Origin of the sequence: Vibrio sp. Scap24 (genome assembly GCF_013394185.1) — a bacterium.
Lineage (GTDB): Bacteria > Pseudomonadota > Gammaproteobacteria > Enterobacterales > Vibrionaceae > Vibrio > Vibrio pomeroyi.
Window position 1 is genome coordinate 2,191,979 of record NZ_CP041332.1, and the last position, 17,682, is coordinate 2,209,660.

Genomic DNA, 17,682 nt, shown 5'->3' on the forward strand with positions numbered 1-17,682 from the left:
TGTGAGCTCAAGCGTTACTCTGATTCTACGTGCATGTTTATGGTTAGTGGTTACTCTCTTAGTAACGCTAGCCATTGCCGTTACTACACTTCGTGTAGCCTTACCCAATTTAAACAAGTATCAATCTGAAATTGAGCTTTGGGTAAACCAACATTCCGGTTTTGACTTTTCAATTCAAGACGTGGGCGGTTTTTGGCGTAACACTCACCCCTCTATTGCTCTGCAAGGCGTAAAAGCCAGCCTTCCTAATGCAGAAGATGTGACTTTCTCTGTTGAGCGTGTTGAAGTCGAGTTTGACTTGATTCAATCGGTTGTTCAGATGCGTCCTGTCGTGGCAGATCTGGTCATGAATCAAATGTACCTCGATATTCGCACTATTGATCTGTTTGCTGCGCAAAACGGCACAGAGAAGCCCAAAGATTCGGGTTCCTCTAAGCGTGTGATGCAAGAGCTAGATAATCTATTGCTCAAGACTTTAGTGGATGTGACCGCTAAAGATTCCACGATTTTATATCGAGCTGTTTCTGATGAAGAACGTCAGTTGGATATCGAAACCCTGAAATGGCAAAATTCGGGCAAACACCACCTTGCGGAAGGAGTGGTGAGTATTAAAGACGCCAACCTTAACTCTTTGTCAGTGAGTGCTAACTTTATTGATGGCGGATCGCTGACAGATGTGACGGGCGAGTTTTATGTCAGTGCAGACAGTATCTCAGTAAAGCCTTGGTTAACGCGCTATATGCAGGCCGAATCTGGCATTGAAACGGGCACTGTGAGCTTGAATAGCTGGCTAACACTGCGTAATAGCAAACCTGTGAGCGCTTATGTTGAGGTTTTGCCTTCGGAATTAACATGGAACGAAGATGGCAAGCATGACTTGATGCTTGAATCCGGTGTTTTTAAGTTGTCTCCGATTGATGATGGTTGGCAAGTAAATGGTCACTCACTTAATTTGAGAACTGACGATACGCCTTGGCCAGAACTAGATGTGGCATTTAAGTGGAACAAAGGTCCTTGGGAGCTGAATGTCTCTGAACTCAATATTGAGACCATTACTCCGCTGATTAAGCTTCTGCCGGATTCAGAGCAATCCACCAAAATGATTAATGTATTGGCACCTGGCGGTTCTGTTTCTGATATTCGCGTATCAATGGGGTCAGGCATCGAGAGTCTACGTTATTCAGCGAGCTTTTCTGATCTTGCTATCGAGCAATGGGAATTAGTTCCAGGCTTTAGCCAAGTGTCCGGTAGCGTGTTTGGCTCTGCATCAGAAGCGAAAGCAAGCCTACATGTTATTGACGATGTCTTCCCTTATGGTGATGTTTTCCAAGCGCCGTTGAATATCAAACAGGGTCAGGTTGATATCGTTTGGCAGCAAGATGAAAACGGCTGGAAGCTTTGGTCCGATAAAGTCACGGCAGCCACGCCTGATCTGCAAGTACTAGGCGCATTTCGCTTAGACTTTCCAAAAGATGCTAGCCCATTCTTATCGTTCTACGGTGAAGCGGACGCTTACAATGTCGGCGAAACATGGCGTTACCTACCAACGTTAGCACTTGGGCAAGACCTGACCGACTACCTTTCAACTGCGATTCAAGCGGGTAAAGCGGATACCGTAAAGCTGCTGTGGCATGGCGAGTTAGCGCAATATCCGTACACTAATCATGATGGTATTTTCCAAGTTTGGGTGGGGTTAGAAGACGCTAAATTCAGCTTCGATACCGCGTGGCCATTGATTACCGACCTTCAACTTGATCTGTTATTTGAAAATGATGCGATGCATCTAGATTCTCGCTCAGCGCAGTTGATGGATGTAACGGCAGACCGAATCACCGGACGTATTCCTTACTTAGGGGAAGGCGGTCATATTGAGATTGAAGCCAAGGCAACAGCATCTGGCAATGCGGTACGAGATTACATGACGTCTTCGCCGCTGGTGGGGTCGGTCGGCGCCGCGTTAACTGCCCTTCAAGTCAGTGGTGATGTCTCTTCGGAGTTTCAGCTTAATATCCCGTTTGATTCGGATAAAGAAGCAAGAGCGTGGGGTTACGCTGACTTAAACGAAAACCATGTTGAGATTGAAGCGCCACCTATGGTGCTAGAGAACACCACAGGTCGTATCGAATTTGATAATGATGTGGTGACGGCGAATGGCCTTGCTGCGGATTTGCTGAAGCAAGGTATCTCGATTGACTTTAAAGGCCTGAATGATGGCCCCGGCTATGCGGTTGATATCGATGTGCTAGGCGATTGGGATGTTAAACCTCTGGAGCCTTACATTGGTGAACAATGGCTAAGCCGTCTGTCTGGTCATGCACAATGGCAAAGTCAGATTGATATCCAGCTCAATGATATCGGTTTTACATACCAACTTGATTTGCAGTCCGACCTAAAATATTTGGCAAGTGATTACCCGTATCCATTGGCGAAAAAGTCGTTGGAAAGTGGTTCAGCAAGGCTACAAGCGTCGGGCAACCAAGAAGCAATAACTGCACGTTTGCAACTGCCGAATACTAAGTACCAAGCTGAAATCGATATTACAGGCGATGTGCCTGAGTTAACGGCGACTAACTTAGTTCTTGGCCGTGGTGGCTATAAAATTAGCCCTGTTGTAGGCCATCATGCACTGATTCGTACTGACAAATTTAATGCGGATGATTGGTTATCGGTTGTGATGGAGCCCGTACAGCCGTCAACTGCTGTACTGAGCCAAATGAATACGCCAACCATTCCTGCGCCAAGCCGCATCACCTTTGAGAGTAAAGAGCTGATCTTAGGCGGTATTTCTTGGAATGATGTTGATTTTAGCGCGCGTAAGAACAAGCAAGCGTGGCAGATGGAAGTGTCCAGCCAAGAGCTAGAAGGTGACATTAATTATCTACCTCCTTACGATTTAACGGTTTCACTGGATCGTTTGCATCTGTTTGTTCCTGAGTGGAGCGACAAAGACAAGCAAGAGCAATTACTGCAACGCAAACCGCAAGAAGCGCCATTGATCTCTGAACTAGATAGAAAGATCCATGATGCGATGCCAAATTTGACGCTGACTCTTAACGATTTTTGGCTGCAAGGCTATAAGGTCGGTAAAGTTGATGTTGAGATGGCTAGACAAGATAACCGTATTGATTGGAAGAAGATTCAGGTTCGTAGCGGCGGCAACAAAGCGGATGTCAGTGGCTGGTGGGAACTGGACGGTGACAAGAGTCATTCCGCGCTAACGGTTGATGTTGAAGGTGAAAATAACAGCGAGCTAATGGAACGCTTCGGTATTACTTCCGGTATTCAAAAAGCGCCATTTGCATTGGAAGGACAACTGAACTGGGATGGTTCGCCTTGGGGAATCAAAATGGATACCCTTGATGGCAACGTCAAAACCAAGTTTGGCAAAGGCATTATCTCAGATGTGAGTGGTGCGGCTCGCTTGCTCGGTCTGTTTAGCTTGGATTCGATCATCCGTAAGATGCAGCTCGATTTCTCTGACGTGTTTGATAAAGGCATGGCATTCAACAGCATTACAGGTACGGGTGAGATTCAAAACGGTATCTTCCTAACCAACGACCTGAACATGGATGCGGTGGCTGGTGAAATGAAGATTAAAGGCATAGCTAACCTGAATACGCGTCAGGTCGATGCTGAGGTGAACTTCACCCCAGATATTACCTCGGGTATTCCAGTATTAACGGCGTTTGCGGTAACCCCTCAAACCGCGTTGTACGTATTGGCGGTGACCACGGTGATTTCGCCAGTTGTGGAAGTCTTTACTCAGGTTAACTACTCAGTGAAAGGACCGCTTGATTCACCGACCGTGAGTGAGTTGTCTCGTAGCTCTGGTGAGTTCCAGTTACCAGAGAAACTGAGGAAATTAGCGGAATAGTCGTTAGATGCTAGCGAGTTAATATGCGGCTAAATACAGATTTCTGAATCATAATGAATGGAGAAGCGGTACACATGGATTGTGTTGGATTGATTCAAATGACTTCAGGCCCTAATCCTGAAAGCAACCTCGGTTATCTCGCTCAAGAGATAGTGAAGTGCAAAGAGTTAGGGGCTAAGTGGGTAGTTTGCCCTGAAAACGCATTGGTTTTTGGCAGCAAAGCAGACTATCACCAATATGCAGAGCCTTTAAATGACGGTCCATTGCAAAAGCAATTGTCTGATCTAGCCAAGCTTCATCGTGTTTGGATTGTTGTTGGCAGTATACCGATAAGGTCAGCCAAAGGCGTGACTACTACCACCTTGGTGATTGATGATTTTGGCTGCTTGGTTGCTCACTACGACAAGCTACACATGTTTGATGTGGATGTCGCTGACGCCCATAAGTGTTATCGAGAGTCCGATATTTTCACACCGGGTGACCAAGTTGTGACAGCGGAAACGCCTTTTGGTCGCTTAGGTTTGAGTATTTGTTATGATGTGCGCTTTCCACACTTGTATTCCGAGCTACGTAAGCAAGGTGCGCAAATCATAGTAGTTCCGGCAGCGTTTACCGCAGTAACCGGACAGGCGCATTGGGAAGCATTATTAAGATGCCGTGCGATCGAAACACAGTCGTGGATCGTCGCGGTAGGGCAAGGTGGTAAGCACCCTTGTCAAAGAGAAACATGGGGACACTCTATGGTGGTTGATCCCTGGGGAAGAGTGGTCGCACAGTTAGACCAAGATCCTAAAAGTATGGTGGTTGAGATAGACACGTCCAGTTGCGAATCAATCAGGCAAAATATGCCCATCGCGCAACACTCTCGATTTACCAATCAATTTTAATTACAAACAAGAGCCATCTATGAGCATTAATCAAATTGAAGAAGCGCTACTGAACCCAACAGGGCTTACGGAGCAAAATATCGCAGATACATTGGCGAGCATTGCTACCCGCCAAATTGATTATGCTGATATTTACTTTCAGTCAAGCTGGCACGAATCTTTGGTGCTAGAAGACAGCATTATTAAAGACGGCTCTTTCAATATCGATTGCGGTGTTGGTGTTCGCGCGGTATCTGGCGAAAAGACCGGTTTTGCTTACTCTGACCAAATCCAATTGGATGGCCTTAAACAGAGCGCAATTGCGGCTCGTGGTATCGCGAAGCAAGGTCAAAACGGCAAGGTACAAGCCTTTAAACGCAACTCTAACCAAACTTACTATGATGCAGTTAACCCGCTAGCAAGCTGGGAAAAACAGCAGAAAACAGAATTACTGAAATCATTAGATGCCTACATTCGTACTAAAGAGCCTATGGTGACTGAAGTGTCGGTCAGCCTAAGCGGTGTGCATGAGCAGATGCTGGTTGCTGCGACTGATGGAACTTACGCAGGCGATATTCGTCCGCTGGTTCGTCTATCAATCAGTGTACTTGCTCAGAAAGGCGATCGCCGTGAACGTGGTAGTGCTGGTGGCGGTGGTCGTTTTGGTTACGACTTTTTCCTAAGCGATGACAAAGGCACTCAGGTTGCTTACCAATTTGCGGATGAAGCGATTCGCCAAGCGCTTGTTAACCTTGAAGCAGTTGCTGCGCCTGCTGGTGCAATGCCTGTGGTTCTTGGTTCTGGTTGGCCGGGCGTTCTTCTACACGAAGCCGTAGGCCACGGTTTAGAAGGCGACTTTAACCGTAAAGAGTCTTCAGTATTCTCGGGTAAAGTTGGCGAGCAAGTCACTTCAAGCCTATGTACGATTGTCGATGACGGTACATTGACCGATCTTCGTGGTTCATTGAACGTCGATGATGAAGGTGTCAATGGTCAGTACAATACGTTAATCGAAAACGGCATCTTAAAAGGTTACATGCAAGATAAGCTGAACGCTCGCCTAATGGGTGTAGCACCGACAGGTAATGGTCGTCGTGAGTCTTACGCGCATCTTCCAATGCCACGTATGACGAATACATACATGCTACCGGGCGAACACACGCCGGAAGAGATCATCGCAACGGTTGAGAAGGGTATCTACGCACCGAACTTCGGCGGCGGTCAGGTGGATATTACATCAGGTAAGTTTGTATTCTCAGCTTCTGAAGCGTACATGATTGAAAACGGCAAGATCACTCACCCAGTGAAAGGCGCGACGCTAATCGGTTCTGGTATTGAAGCAATGCAGCAGGTGTCTATGGTCGGTAACGACCTAAGTATCGACCGTGGTGTTGGTGTGTGTGGTAAGGCTGGTCAAAGTGTACCTGTGGGGGTTGGTCAACCAACATTGAAGCTAGACTCGCTAACTGTTGGTGGTACTGAGTAACTCAGGTTAGCCTCAACAAGTCTGTTTAAAAAAATAAATTGAAAAGCGCCTCCAATGTGAGGCGCTTTTTGTTTTTATATTACTGATTCAGTGAGCGTATAGAGTCACTACATGTTCTCTTCCGCAAACTCTGCCAGTCGGCTACGCACCACACCATTGAGGTGGATGTTGGCACTGCCTTCGAAGTTTTTAAAACGCTCAACCATGTAAGTTAAGCCTGAAGTCACGGGGGTTAAGTAGGAAGAATCTATCTGCGCTAGGTTTCCTGAGCAGACGATCTTAGTACCTTCACCACAACGGGTGATGATGGTTTTGATTTGTGAAGCGGTGAGGTTCTGACACTCATCGAGAAGCACAAACGCATTCTGAATCGAGCGTCCACGCATGAAGTTAATCGATTTGAACTGGATATTGGCTTTGTCACAGATGTACTTCATCGACCCTTCGGTGCAGTGGTCGTTTTTGTGTAGCGCTTCCAGTGTATCGGTCACAGCAGCCAACCAAGGCAGCATCTTCTCTTCTTCGGTACCCGGAAGGAAACCAATCGACTCACCAATGTCGGGCGTGTTTCGGGTTACGATGATCTTATCGAACTGTTTACGTTCAATAGTTTGTTCAAGCGCAGCGGCCATAGCTAACAGTGTCTTACCACTACCTGCCGCACCAGTGAGGATTACAAGGTCAATATCGGGGTCGAGCAGGGCATCGATCGCCATACCTTGATAGACGTTTTTGGGTGTGATGTCCCACGCTCTGCGATTCATCAGTCTTTCGCGACTGAGGTCTCTCAATGTAATGCTTTCTGGTTCAATCTCTTCGACTCGAGCGGCAAAGTCACTCTCTTCGTCAATCACATATTGGTTGAGGAACGTAGGTTCGAACGGTTCTCTTGCTAAGGTGTGCAGCGTCTTGCCACCTAAACTTCTGCTCTCGACATTGTCGATACCATCCCAAAAGGAACCTTCGAGTTGTTGAAAGCCCTTGGTGAGGTATTGGATGTCATCGATCAGTTGGTCGGTTTGGTAATCTTCAACAAAGCGAACGCCTGCGCCTTTGGCTCGTAAGCGCATGTTGATGTCTTTGGTGATGAGAACCACTTCGCGTGGTGCGCGCTTGTTTTGAAGATAGAGGACTGCGTTGAGGATTCGGTTATCGCCAGCTTTGTCGTCGGCGAAGGCCTTGATGCTTTCTTGAAGTTCGTAATCAGCGAGTATTGAAATACTGCCAGAGGCGTTAATGTCTTTAGAGAATGGAATGCCTTCCGATATTTGGTCTGGTGTGGCTTCCCTGAACAGATCTTCGAGCGTTCGAATCGCAATTCTCGCATCTCGAGCAACGTCTCTCTTACTGTCTTTGATTCTGTCGAGTTCTTCTAGCACTGTCATGGGGATAACGACATCGTGCTCTTGGAAAGAAAATATAGCGAAGGGTTCGTGAAGTAGGATATTGGTGTCTAAAACAAATAGCTTCCGGTTGGTCTCGCCCATAGCATCTCCTTGCCGACGTGCGGCTTGCCTTGCATTCATTGAACGTAGATAAAGCTCTTATAAAGATTAGTATCTGATTCTGGTGATAGTCAACTACTCACCTAAACTTCATCTAGAGGAATACCGCCATATCGTTGTCGATGAATATGGCGTATTCGTTTGAGAGCAGCAATCTGCTACCTATAGATTAACCATGATTTTTTGACAGTTTGATTGCACTGGCGAAAACAGAAAAAAAGCACGAAATCATCTCCTTTAGGCGTGACCTAAATCACAGCATCGAGTAAGATTAGCGACCTTTTTCTGCACCATTTTCTCGAGATATTTATTATCTAGAGCGCACTTAAAAAGTGGCTGCAAACTAGGTATTTTTGGCTATATTTTTAGTTCGGGAGTGATAATGCTCTTGTTCAAAATTGCAGTTAAAAAAGACCAAATTCCAACTATAAGATTGAGGTAGTCGATTCATGACATTTGCTTTGGGGCAACGCTGGATAAGCGATACGGAGAGCGATTTAGGTTTAGGTACCGTTGTAGCAATGGATGCTCGCACAGTGACACTAATGTTTGCAGCATCAGAAGAAAACCGTGTGTATGCACGTACTGATGCTCCCGTAACCCGAGTAACGTTTAATGTAGGCGATGTCATCGAATGCCAAGAAGGTTGGTCTCTGTCTGTCGAAGAAGTTATCGAAGACAAAGGACTGCTAACCTACTTAGGTACTCGCGAAGATACCCAAGAAACAGAAGTCGCTCTGCGTGAAATCTTCTTAAGCAATCAGATCCGCTTTAACAAGCCACAAGACAAGCTGTACGCAGGTCAAATCGACCGTATGGATAACTTTGTGTTGCGTTACCGAGCGCTAAGTAATCAATACCAACAACACAAGAGCCCAATGCGCGGCCTGTGTGGCATGCGTGCTGGCTTGATTCCTCATCAGCTGTACATTGCTCATGAAGTGGGTCGTCGTCACGCTCCACGTGTTTTACTTGCCGATGAAGTTGGCCTAGGTAAAACCATCGAAGCGGGTATGATCATCCACCAACAAGTGTTGTCTGGCCGTGCTGAACGTATTCTGATTGTTGTGCCTGAAACTCTACAACATCAATGGTTAGTAGAGATGATGCGTCGTTTCAACCTGCACTTCTCGATCTTTGATGAAGAGCGTTGTATCGAATCTTTCGCTGAATCAGATAACCCATTTGATACTCAGCAATACGTTCTATGTTCTCTGGATTTCCTACGTAAGAGCCGTAAGCGCTACGAGCAAGCACTTGAGGGTGAGTGGGATCTGTTGGTTGTCGATGAAGCGCACCATCTTGAGTGGAGCCAAGACAAACCAAGCCGCGAATACCAAGTGGTGGAAGGCTTAGCTGAAAATACATCTGGCGTACTACTACTGACTGCAACCCCAGAGCAATTGGGTCGTGAAAGCCACTTTGCACGTCTACGCCTACTGGATCCTGATCGTTTCTACGATTACGAAGCATTTGTTGAAGAAGAAGATCAATACGCGCCAGTTGCTGATGCCGTAACAGCGCTATTCTCTGGCGAGAAGCTTGAAAACAGTGCGAAGAATCAGATTACTGAACTGCTTTCTGAGCAAGATGTAGAGCCTCTATTCCGTGTTATCGAAGGTGATAGTAGCGAAGAAGAGCAGGCATTAGCTCGCCAAGAACTAATTGATAACCTTATGGATCGCCATGGTACTGGCCGTGTTCTATTTAGAAACACACGTGCTGCTATCAAAGGTTTCCCTAAGCGTAACGTAAACCTACTGCCGATGGACATTCCAACGCAGTACACAACCTCGATGCGTGTATCGGGCATGATCGGTGGCAAGATGGCACCAGAAGCTCGTGCGATGAAGATGCTGTACCCAGAAGAGATCTTCCAAGAGTTTGAAGGTGAAGACTCAAGCTGGTGGCAGTTCGATTCACGTGTTAACTGGTTGATTGAAAAGATTCAAGACAAGCGCAGCGAAAAGATCCTAGTGATCGCGTCTCGTGCAAGTACAGCTCTTCAATTAGAACAAGCACTGCGTGAACGTGAAGGTGTGCGTGCAACCGTATTCCACGAAGGCATGTCGATTCTAGAGCGTGATAAAGCCGCGGCTTACTTTGCTCAAGAAGAGGGCGGTGCTCAGGTTCTGATCTGTAGTGAAATCGGTTCTGAAGGTCGTAACTTCCAGTTTGCGAACCAACTAGTGATGTTTGACCTTCCATTCAACCCAGACTTGCTTGAGCAACGTATCGGCCGTTTGGACCGTATCGGTCAGCTGCGTGACATCGACATTCATGTCCCTTACCTAAAAGGCACATCACAGGCGATTCTAGCGCGTTGGTTCGATGAAGGTCTGAACGCATTTGCAGAGACTTGCCCAACGGGTCGCACGGTTTACGACAAGTACTCAGATGTTCTGATTGAAATGCTGGCTTCTGGTAATACAGAACAGCTTGATGAAGTGATTGAAGAGTCTGCCAAGCTAAATCAAAGCCTAAAAGCGGATCTAGAAAAAGGCCGAGATCGCCTGCTAGAAATGCACTCAAACGGCGGCGACAAAGCGCACGAAATTGCAGAGAAGATTGCATCGACTGATGGTGATACTAACCTAGTGACGTTTGCACTGAGCCTGTTCGACACGATCGGTTTGAACCAAGACGACAAAGGTGAAAATGCGCTAGTTGTGACACCATCTGAGCACATGATGGTACCAAGCTACCCTGGTTTACCTTACGAAGGCGCAACCATCACGTTCGACCGTGATACCGCCCTTTCTCGTGAAGACATGAACTTCATTAGCTGGGAACACCCAATGATTCAGGGCGGTATTGATCTGCTACTGAGTGAAGGTGTGGGTGCATCTGCGGTATCGCTACTGAAAAACAAAGCACTGCCAGTGGGTACTATCCTGCTTGAGTTGGTTTACCTTGTGGATGCGCAAGCACCGAAACGCAGCGGTATCAGTCAGTTCCTGCCTAAGACACCAATTCGTTTGATGATGGATGGCCGTGGTAACGATCTATCTGCTCAGGTTGAATTTGATAGCTTTAACCGTCAGCTAAGCCCTGTAAACCGTCACTTAGCGAGCAAGCTCGTGAACTCGGTACAAGGCGAGATTCACAAGCTAATCGAAGCGGGTGAGACGCATGTACTGCCGAAGGTTGAAGAAGTTCGTCAGCAAGCTCAGAAAGATATGCAAACTAACTTGAACGGTGAACTAGAGCGTCTACAAGCGCTTAAAGCTGTGAACCCGAATATTCGTGATGAAGAGCTTGAGGTTATCGAAGCTCAAATCAATGAACTGACAGGTTACATCAGCAAAGCTCAGGTTCAGCTAGATTCATTACGCTTGATTGTGGTTTCTCACAACTAGTTTGAATTAGCGGAATGCTTCAACGAAATAAGGCCTTCATTACGAAGGCCTTATTGTTATCTAGCGTTTGAAAGATGTATTGGTTGTTGAAAGCTGTATTGGCTGAGGAATTACATCAACCACTTCCACCAAACAAATACCGCTAGGAAACCAAATAGGTAAACAAGACCTGCTACAGACAACCATTTTAGTTTGGTGCCAATCGCTAGAGCTTCAGGAAGCTTGGCTTTGTTTACCAAAATGAAGTTAAGCAGAGCGAAGAACGGTGTCGTTGCAAACGCAAGTACCATTGCAAAATCCAACATTGGCATCAGCGCAGCACTGAAGAACATCACAATCGCCAATGCCGCGATAGAGACAATGATTATCCAGCCTTGCAGCATGCGTGGGCTCGACTCTTTTTTGAATAACAGACGTTGTGATTCAGCAAGTACACGTGAGTAGCCGTCGATAACCGTAATTGTGCTGCCAAAGATACAGAAGAAAGCAATGATGGCGATGAGCGGACGAGACCATTCACCAATCGTTGAGGCGTAGATACCCACCAATTGATGAGTGAAACCAACGCCAGAGCGAGACAGTTCAACACCTGAACCGTGAAGCACTAGAGCACCTAAAGCCACGAATACTAAAGCAAGCAGCGCCGTACCAATGTAGCCAACGTTGAAATCGAATAAGGCAGATTGAGCTGTGACTTCTTGCTTCTCTTTTTGGCTTTTTAGCCACATAGAGGTGATGCTGGATATCTCGATAGGTGCTGGCATCCAACCCATAGTCACCACGATAAAGCCGATAGCGGCCAACGACCAAGGTGATGGAGGAACAAAAGCCGCATCAGGTTCAACAGGAGAGCCAATAGCAATTGCGACAGCGGCTAGAGTGGTGATCGTTAGGATCGCCATGATCGCTTTTGAAAGGGTATCAAGAGCACGATAGTGGCCTGCAAATAGAATGATCAAACAGGTTGCTAAAACGATCATGCACAATGTGCTGGTGGCTAATTCGAAAGGAACAAAGTAGCTAAGTAAACTTGCACTGAACAGTAACAAAGCAGCCGTGTTCACGACGGCGGAAATGGCGCTCAATATTGAAAAGATCACAAGGTATGGGCGACCTAGATTAGAGTAACCCTCAACCAAGCTTTGACCTGTTCCCAATGTATATTGGATACCGGCTCTAAAGAATGGGTATTTAAATACGTTAACCAGAATAATAAGAGCAGCGAGCTGCCAGCCATAAATCGCACCAGCTTTGGTCGAGGCAACTAAATGTGAGCCACCTACAGCTGCTGCGGCCATCATAATGCCTGGACCAAGAGACTTGATTAAACTTGACAGGGGAGCAGAGGTTTGTGTTTTTTCGGTGGTTGTTTTAACCGTACTTTCCATCATTTTTCCTTTGATGCTGACTTCTTATTTTCCGTTACCCTATCAATACCATGTTTTGTAAAGCCGTCAACTTTTATGTACGAAAATGTTGGAAATTGTATTTAATAATAAACAAATCAACCGTAAATTATTTATTCACCAGTAATTAAGAGGCTTCAATGGCGTTAGAACAGTACACACCACCACGTGAACCGTGGATCGACATTGTCTATCAAGATGACGATATTCTTGTCGTGAACAAGCCTGCTAGCCTACTTTCAGTACCGGGAAGATTGCCAGAGCATTACGACAGTATGTGGAGTCGGTTGGTTGAAGAGTTTGCTGATATTCAGGTCGTGCACCGCTTGGATATGTCGACATCGGGTTTGATGTTGTTGGCTAAACACAAACAAGCTGAGCGCCATTTGAAGAAGCAGTTCCAATATCGACTGACACATAAGCTCTATTACGCACGAGTGTGGGGGGCAGTAGAAGAAAAAGAAGGGCTCATTGATCTGCCACTCATTTGTGATTGGCCGAATCGCCCTAGGCAGAAAGTATGTTTTGATGACGGTAAACCATCGCAGACTCGCTATGTGGTAGAGCAAGAAGAGGCTCAAACCACCTTGTTGAAGTTACTGCCGATTACTGGCCGCTCTCATCAGTTGCGTGTGCATTGTATGGAAATAGGGAACCCAATTGTGGGCGATGAGTTTTATGCAACGCCTGAAGCTTTTGAGTATAGCGATCGTCTGGCTTTGCATGCGTGTGAACTAAGTTTCTATCATCCTGCGAACAATCAACTGTTCAAAGCCTTTGTCCCTTGTGAGTTTTACCCTCAAGCGTCACCACAAATTGAACAGCACTTTGAAATTGCGCCAGAGCTTCCAGACTACAGTAAGCTAAAGGCTTAGAATAAGAGTAACCAATCGACTTATCCAAGGAAGTACAATGCCAAAGCTGAAAGTAGTCTTTCTCGACCGAGCTACCATCCCATCTCAAATTAATTTAAAACCTCTTAGCTTTGAACATGAATGGATTGAGTACGACTTCACAACTCCCGAACAAGTCTTAGAGCGAGTTGAAGGTGCCGATGTCGTGATCACCAATAAAGTGGTGCTCAATAAATCGAATTTGGCTCAAGCACATCAACTTAAGCTGATCGCTGTTTCTGCGACAGGTGTCAACAATGTCGATGTAGACTACTGCAAAAGTAATAATATCGCAGTGGCTAACGTACAGGGTTATGCGACTCAATCGGTACCTGAGCATGTGATTGCAATGCTGTTTACGTTAAAGAGAAACCTCGTCGGCTATCACCAAGATATTGAAGCGGGAGAGTGGCAGAAGGATAAGCAGTTCTGCTTTTTTACTCATCCGATTCAAGACGTGGCGGGCAGCACATTGGGCTTAATGGGCAGTGGCAGCTTAGGGCAAGCAACGGCGATATTAGCCAAAGCAATTGGTATGAAAGTTATTTTTGCTGAGCGAAAAGAAGCAGAGTCTTGTCGAGAAGGGTATCTGCCTTTTGATACGGTATTGCAGCAAGCGGATGTGATCAGCTTACATTGTCCATTGACTGAAGCGACTCGGAATCTGATTTCAGATCAAGAGCTAGCAATGATGAAACCAAGCGCGGTGCTGATCAATGCGGGGCGTGGTGGATTGGTCGATGAGAAAGCCCTCGTTGAGGCCTTGAAAAACCATGAGATTGCCGGTGCGGGTATGGATGTGTTCACACAAGAGCCCGCAGACAGCTCGAATCCACTATTGGCCAACAGCCACTTACCTAACTTACTGCTGACACCACATGTGGCGTGGGGCAGTGATAGTTCCATTCAAAAGCTATCGGATATCTTAATGGACAACATAGATGGCTTTGTTGCAGGTAATCCGCAGAACTTAGTGAGTTGATTCTTGAGGTCTTTACTACGATTGGTATTCAGCGAGTAGACCTCAAAACAAAAAAGGTTGGCTTTTAGGCCAACCTTTTTAGATCGTTGTGTTGATTAAGTGATTTAGCCTTGCGGCTTAACAACCAATACATTGATTGGTGAGTTCTGTACCACTTTGCTCGCAACAGAACCCAGTACCACTTTGTCGATTTTCGAACGCTTATGGCTAGGCATCACAATAAGGTCGGCGCCAAGCTTTTCTGCGTAATCAAGAATCGTCGCGTAAGTTTTACCTTCAGCAACGTGAACCTTATATACCACTTCATCGTCGATGTGTTTGTCGGCAAACTCTTTCAGCTGATTTTTAACATCAAGCTTCATTTGGTTCGCTGCATCTTTCGGGAAGTAAGACGCCACCATCGACATGTGGATGCCCGGTAGTACGTTTAGAATGTGAATCTCAGCATTACTGTGTTTTGCGTGCCATACCGCTAGCTCGACAGCTTTGTCAGAAAAGCCTTTGTCGTTAAGATCAACGGGAACAAGGATTTGTCTATACATGTATTCGTCTCATTTTAAGCAGCGCCTAGTACTTACCAAGCGCTGTCATTATCTTTTCCATGTAATAAAAAAGCCAAATAGGGTTGAGCACTACTTGGCTCTATCCATTACGCGCTAATCTCATCCTTACGAGCACGTCTTCTTTGGTTCATTGCTAAACCAATCAAAATCAGTAGGGCAGGCAAGAATACCCACTCTTTCATCGGTCGATCTGCGTCTTGGATAACGGATTTAATTTCCCAATCAAAGTCAATGCCGGCTGCTTCTGCTGGGCTGCCAAATTCAACCATATCAACAATCATCTTGTCGTCGGCTTGTGTCAGCATTAGACCCATTGAAGCAATACGGTCTTCACTTGTTTTCGCAGAATCTTCAAATGGAAGGCGAACCGTCTTCTCAGAATAGTTACCTTCTAAGTTTTCGCCACCTACTCTCAATTCAAGTGATTGTCCCACAGATAGGTTTTCTGTGATTTGAGCGATCTCAACTCCAGGTGAAAGAACTTTCTCTGGATAGATCATGTCCCACCAGAAACCTGGGCGGAAGAAAGAGAAGGTCAGAACGATAAGAAGAATCGTTTCCCACCACTTGTTCTTCGTGAACCACCAACCTTGTGTCGCTGCTGCAAAGATAAGTACCGCAGTCACAGAGGAGAAAATCGTCAACGCTAAGTGCCACCAAGAATCAATACCCATCAACAGAAGTTGGGTGTTGAAGATGAACATGAATGGCAGAATCGCGGTACGAATATCGTAGGTAAAGCCTTGAATACCAGTACGAATCGGGTCTGATTTCGCAATCGCGGCTGCAGCAAACGCTGCGAGACCTACGGGAGGTGTATCATCGGCAAGAATACCGAAATAGAACACGAATAAGTGCACCGCAATCAGTGGGATGATAAGACCGTGCGCAGCGCCCAGAGTAACGATTACCGGAGCCATCAGTGTTGATACAACGATGTAGTTTGCTGTGGTTGGTAAGCCCATGCCTAGGATCAAGCTGATTACCGCAGTAAATAGCAGCATAAGAATGATGCTACCGCCTGAGATAAACTCAACGAAATCCGTCATTACAAGGCCGATACCCGTCAGAGTCACCACGCCTACAACCGTACCTGCAGCAGCTGTCGCTACACCGATACCGATCATGTTACGTGCACCTGAAACCAAGCTCTCTGCTAGGTCAACGAAGCCGGCTTTAGTTTGCTCTGTAAGATCGTCAGATTTGTTCATCAGAGTCATCAAAGGACGCTGAGTGATTAAAATGAAGATCATGAATACTGTTGCCCAGAATGCAGATAGACCTGGAGAGAAACGTTCAACCGTTAAACACCAAACTAGCACTACGATAGGCAGCAGGAAGTGTAAACCAGATTTAATCGTTGGACCTGGATCTGGAACTTCTTTTAGATCCGCATCGATTTCCATGCCGCCTTCAGCTGCGTATTTTGCAGATACGCGAACCAGAGCAACATAAGCGATCAATAGCGCCACCGTTACGATTGGTGTTGCCGCATCGCCAAACACATCTTTCGTCCAACCCACACCGTAGTAAACCGCGGCACTGATAACACATAGACCCAAAATGGTGCCAGTGAAAGACAGTAAGCTTTGTACGATAGTTGGTGTGTGACGGCGAGGTAGACCAGTCATACCTGCTTTACATGCTTCTAGGTGAACAATGTAAATCAGAGCGATGTAAGAAATCAGAGCTGGCAGTAGCGCTGCTTTGATAACTTCCACATACGAGATGCCCACATATTCAACCATCAAGAATGCTGCAGCACCCATGATAGGTGGTGTTAATTGACCATTGGTTGAAGCTGCTACTTCTACTGCACCGGCTTTTGTACCCGGGAAACCAACACGCTTCATTAGCGGGATAGTAAAGGTACCCGTGGTTACCACGTTTGCAATAGATGAACCTGATACCAGACCAGATAAACCAGAGGCTACAACGGCTGCTTTTGCTGGACCACCTTTCATGTGACCAAGCAGAGAGAATGCAACCTTGATGAAGTAAGCACCAGCACCAGCACGTTCCAGCATTGCACCAAACAGTACAAACAAGAATACAAATGACGTTGATACGCCAAGAGCTACACCGAATACACCTTCCGTTGTTAGCCACAGATGCGACATTGCCTTGTTCAGGCTCGCACCTTTGTGGGCAATAACGTCTGGCATGTGTGGACCGCCAAAGGTGTAAAGTAGGAATACTGCCGCCACAACCATAAGAGGTGGACCTAAAGCGCGTCGTGTTGCTTCAAGCAGTAGAACCATACCAAATACGGCTGCAACAATATCGAATGTTGTTGGCGCACCCGAACGACCGGCAAGTTCAGTGTAGAAAATATAGATATAAGAAGCTGAAAAACTACCTACTAGCGCCAATATCCAGTCGACTGCAGGGATGTGATCCCGAGGCGAGTTCTTCATGGCTGGATAAGCGGTAAAGGCTAGGAAAATAGCAAACGTAAGGTGAATTGCTCGAGCTTCAGTGTCGTTTAAAATTGCGAAGTTAAAAATGAACGGCAGCGGAGATGCATACCAAAGTTGGAACAGTGACCAACATAGAGGCACAAACCATAAAATACGGCCTTGGATACCGCGAGGGCTACGCGCACCAGTGTCTGATTGTGCCACCATTTCTTGCACATCTGGAGACGGTGATGTTGTCTGCGTCATGTACTTTATCCTTATTATTGATGGTCTGCCTTTCTTACGAACAACGAGACGTTATTTATTTCCTATCTAGTGTAGTGAATGG

The 17,682-nt window shown here is 46.3% G+C and carries 10 protein-coding genes; 6 read left to right on the plus strand and 4 right to left on the minus strand.

Translation table 11 applies throughout. The features are described from left to right. Position 1 precedes the first annotated feature (1 nt). The 3 genes from FLM53_RS09790 (at position 2) to tldD (ending at position 6,226) form a co-directional block, all read left to right on the plus strand. Entirely contained in the window at positions 2-3,874 is a 3,873-nt protein-coding gene (locus FLM53_RS09790; protein ID WP_176680846.1) for a YhdP family protein, read from the plus strand. A 74-nt stretch (positions 3,875-3,948) separates the two neighbouring features. After that, positions 3,949-4,761: a carbon-nitrogen hydrolase family protein gene (locus tag FLM53_RS09795; RefSeq protein ID WP_176680847.1), complete on the plus strand. Its 813-nt coding sequence runs from the start codon at positions 3,949-3,951 to the stop codon at positions 4,759-4,761. A gap of 19 nt (positions 4,762-4,780) precedes the next feature. Next, positions 4,781-6,226: a metalloprotease TldD gene (gene tldD / locus FLM53_RS09800; protein WP_008220563.1), complete on the plus strand. Its 1,446-nt coding sequence runs from the start codon at positions 4,781-4,783 to the stop codon at positions 6,224-6,226. Positions 6,227-6,333: 107 nt separating this feature from the next. Here the strand turns inward: tldD and FLM53_RS09805 are convergent, their stop codons facing one another. Further along, entirely contained in the window at positions 6,334-7,713 is a 1,380-nt protein-coding gene (locus FLM53_RS09805) for a PhoH family protein (RefSeq protein WP_061019100.1), read from the minus strand. Positions 7,714-8,180: 467 nt separating this feature from the next. Here FLM53_RS09805 and rapA point away from each other — a divergent pair, with 467 nt between their 5' ends. After that, a complete protein-coding gene (gene rapA, locus FLM53_RS09810; protein ID WP_176680848.1) occupies positions 8,181-11,090 on the plus strand; it encodes an RNA polymerase-associated protein RapA in 2,910 nt (969 codons plus the stop codon). 110 nt (positions 11,091-11,200) lie between these two features. Here the strand turns inward: rapA and FLM53_RS09815 are convergent, their stop codons facing one another. Further along, positions 11,201-12,478 carry an NRAMP family divalent metal transporter gene (locus FLM53_RS09815; RefSeq protein ID WP_123306216.1) on the minus strand — a complete coding sequence of 426 codons (1,278 nt, stop codon included), beginning with the start codon at positions 12,476-12,478 and terminating at the stop codon, positions 11,201-11,203. 158 nt (positions 12,479-12,636) lie between these two features. On the opposite strand from FLM53_RS09815, the gene FLM53_RS09820 reads away from it, so the two are divergent. Then, positions 12,637-13,371: a pseudouridine synthase gene (locus FLM53_RS09820; RefSeq protein ID WP_176680849.1), complete on the plus strand. Its 735-nt coding sequence runs from the start codon at positions 12,637-12,639 to the stop codon at positions 13,369-13,371. Positions 13,372-13,408: 37 nt separating this feature from the next. Beyond that, on the plus strand, positions 13,409-14,371 hold the full coding sequence (locus tag FLM53_RS09825) for a D-2-hydroxyacid dehydrogenase (RefSeq protein ID WP_176680850.1): 963 nt from the start codon (positions 13,409-13,411) through the stop codon (positions 14,369-14,371). A 104-nt stretch (positions 14,372-14,475) separates the two neighbouring features. Here FLM53_RS09825 and FLM53_RS09830 read toward each other — a convergent pair whose 3' ends face one another. Further along, a complete protein-coding gene (locus FLM53_RS09830; RefSeq protein WP_017630727.1) occupies positions 14,476-14,913 on the minus strand; it encodes a universal stress protein in 438 nt (145 codons plus the stop codon). Positions 14,914-15,020: 107 nt separating this feature from the next. Next, a complete protein-coding gene (locus FLM53_RS09835) occupies positions 15,021-17,600 on the minus strand; it encodes a TRAP transporter permease (RefSeq protein ID WP_176680851.1) in 2,580 nt (859 codons plus the stop codon). Between the last annotated feature and the right edge of the window lie 82 nt (positions 17,601-17,682).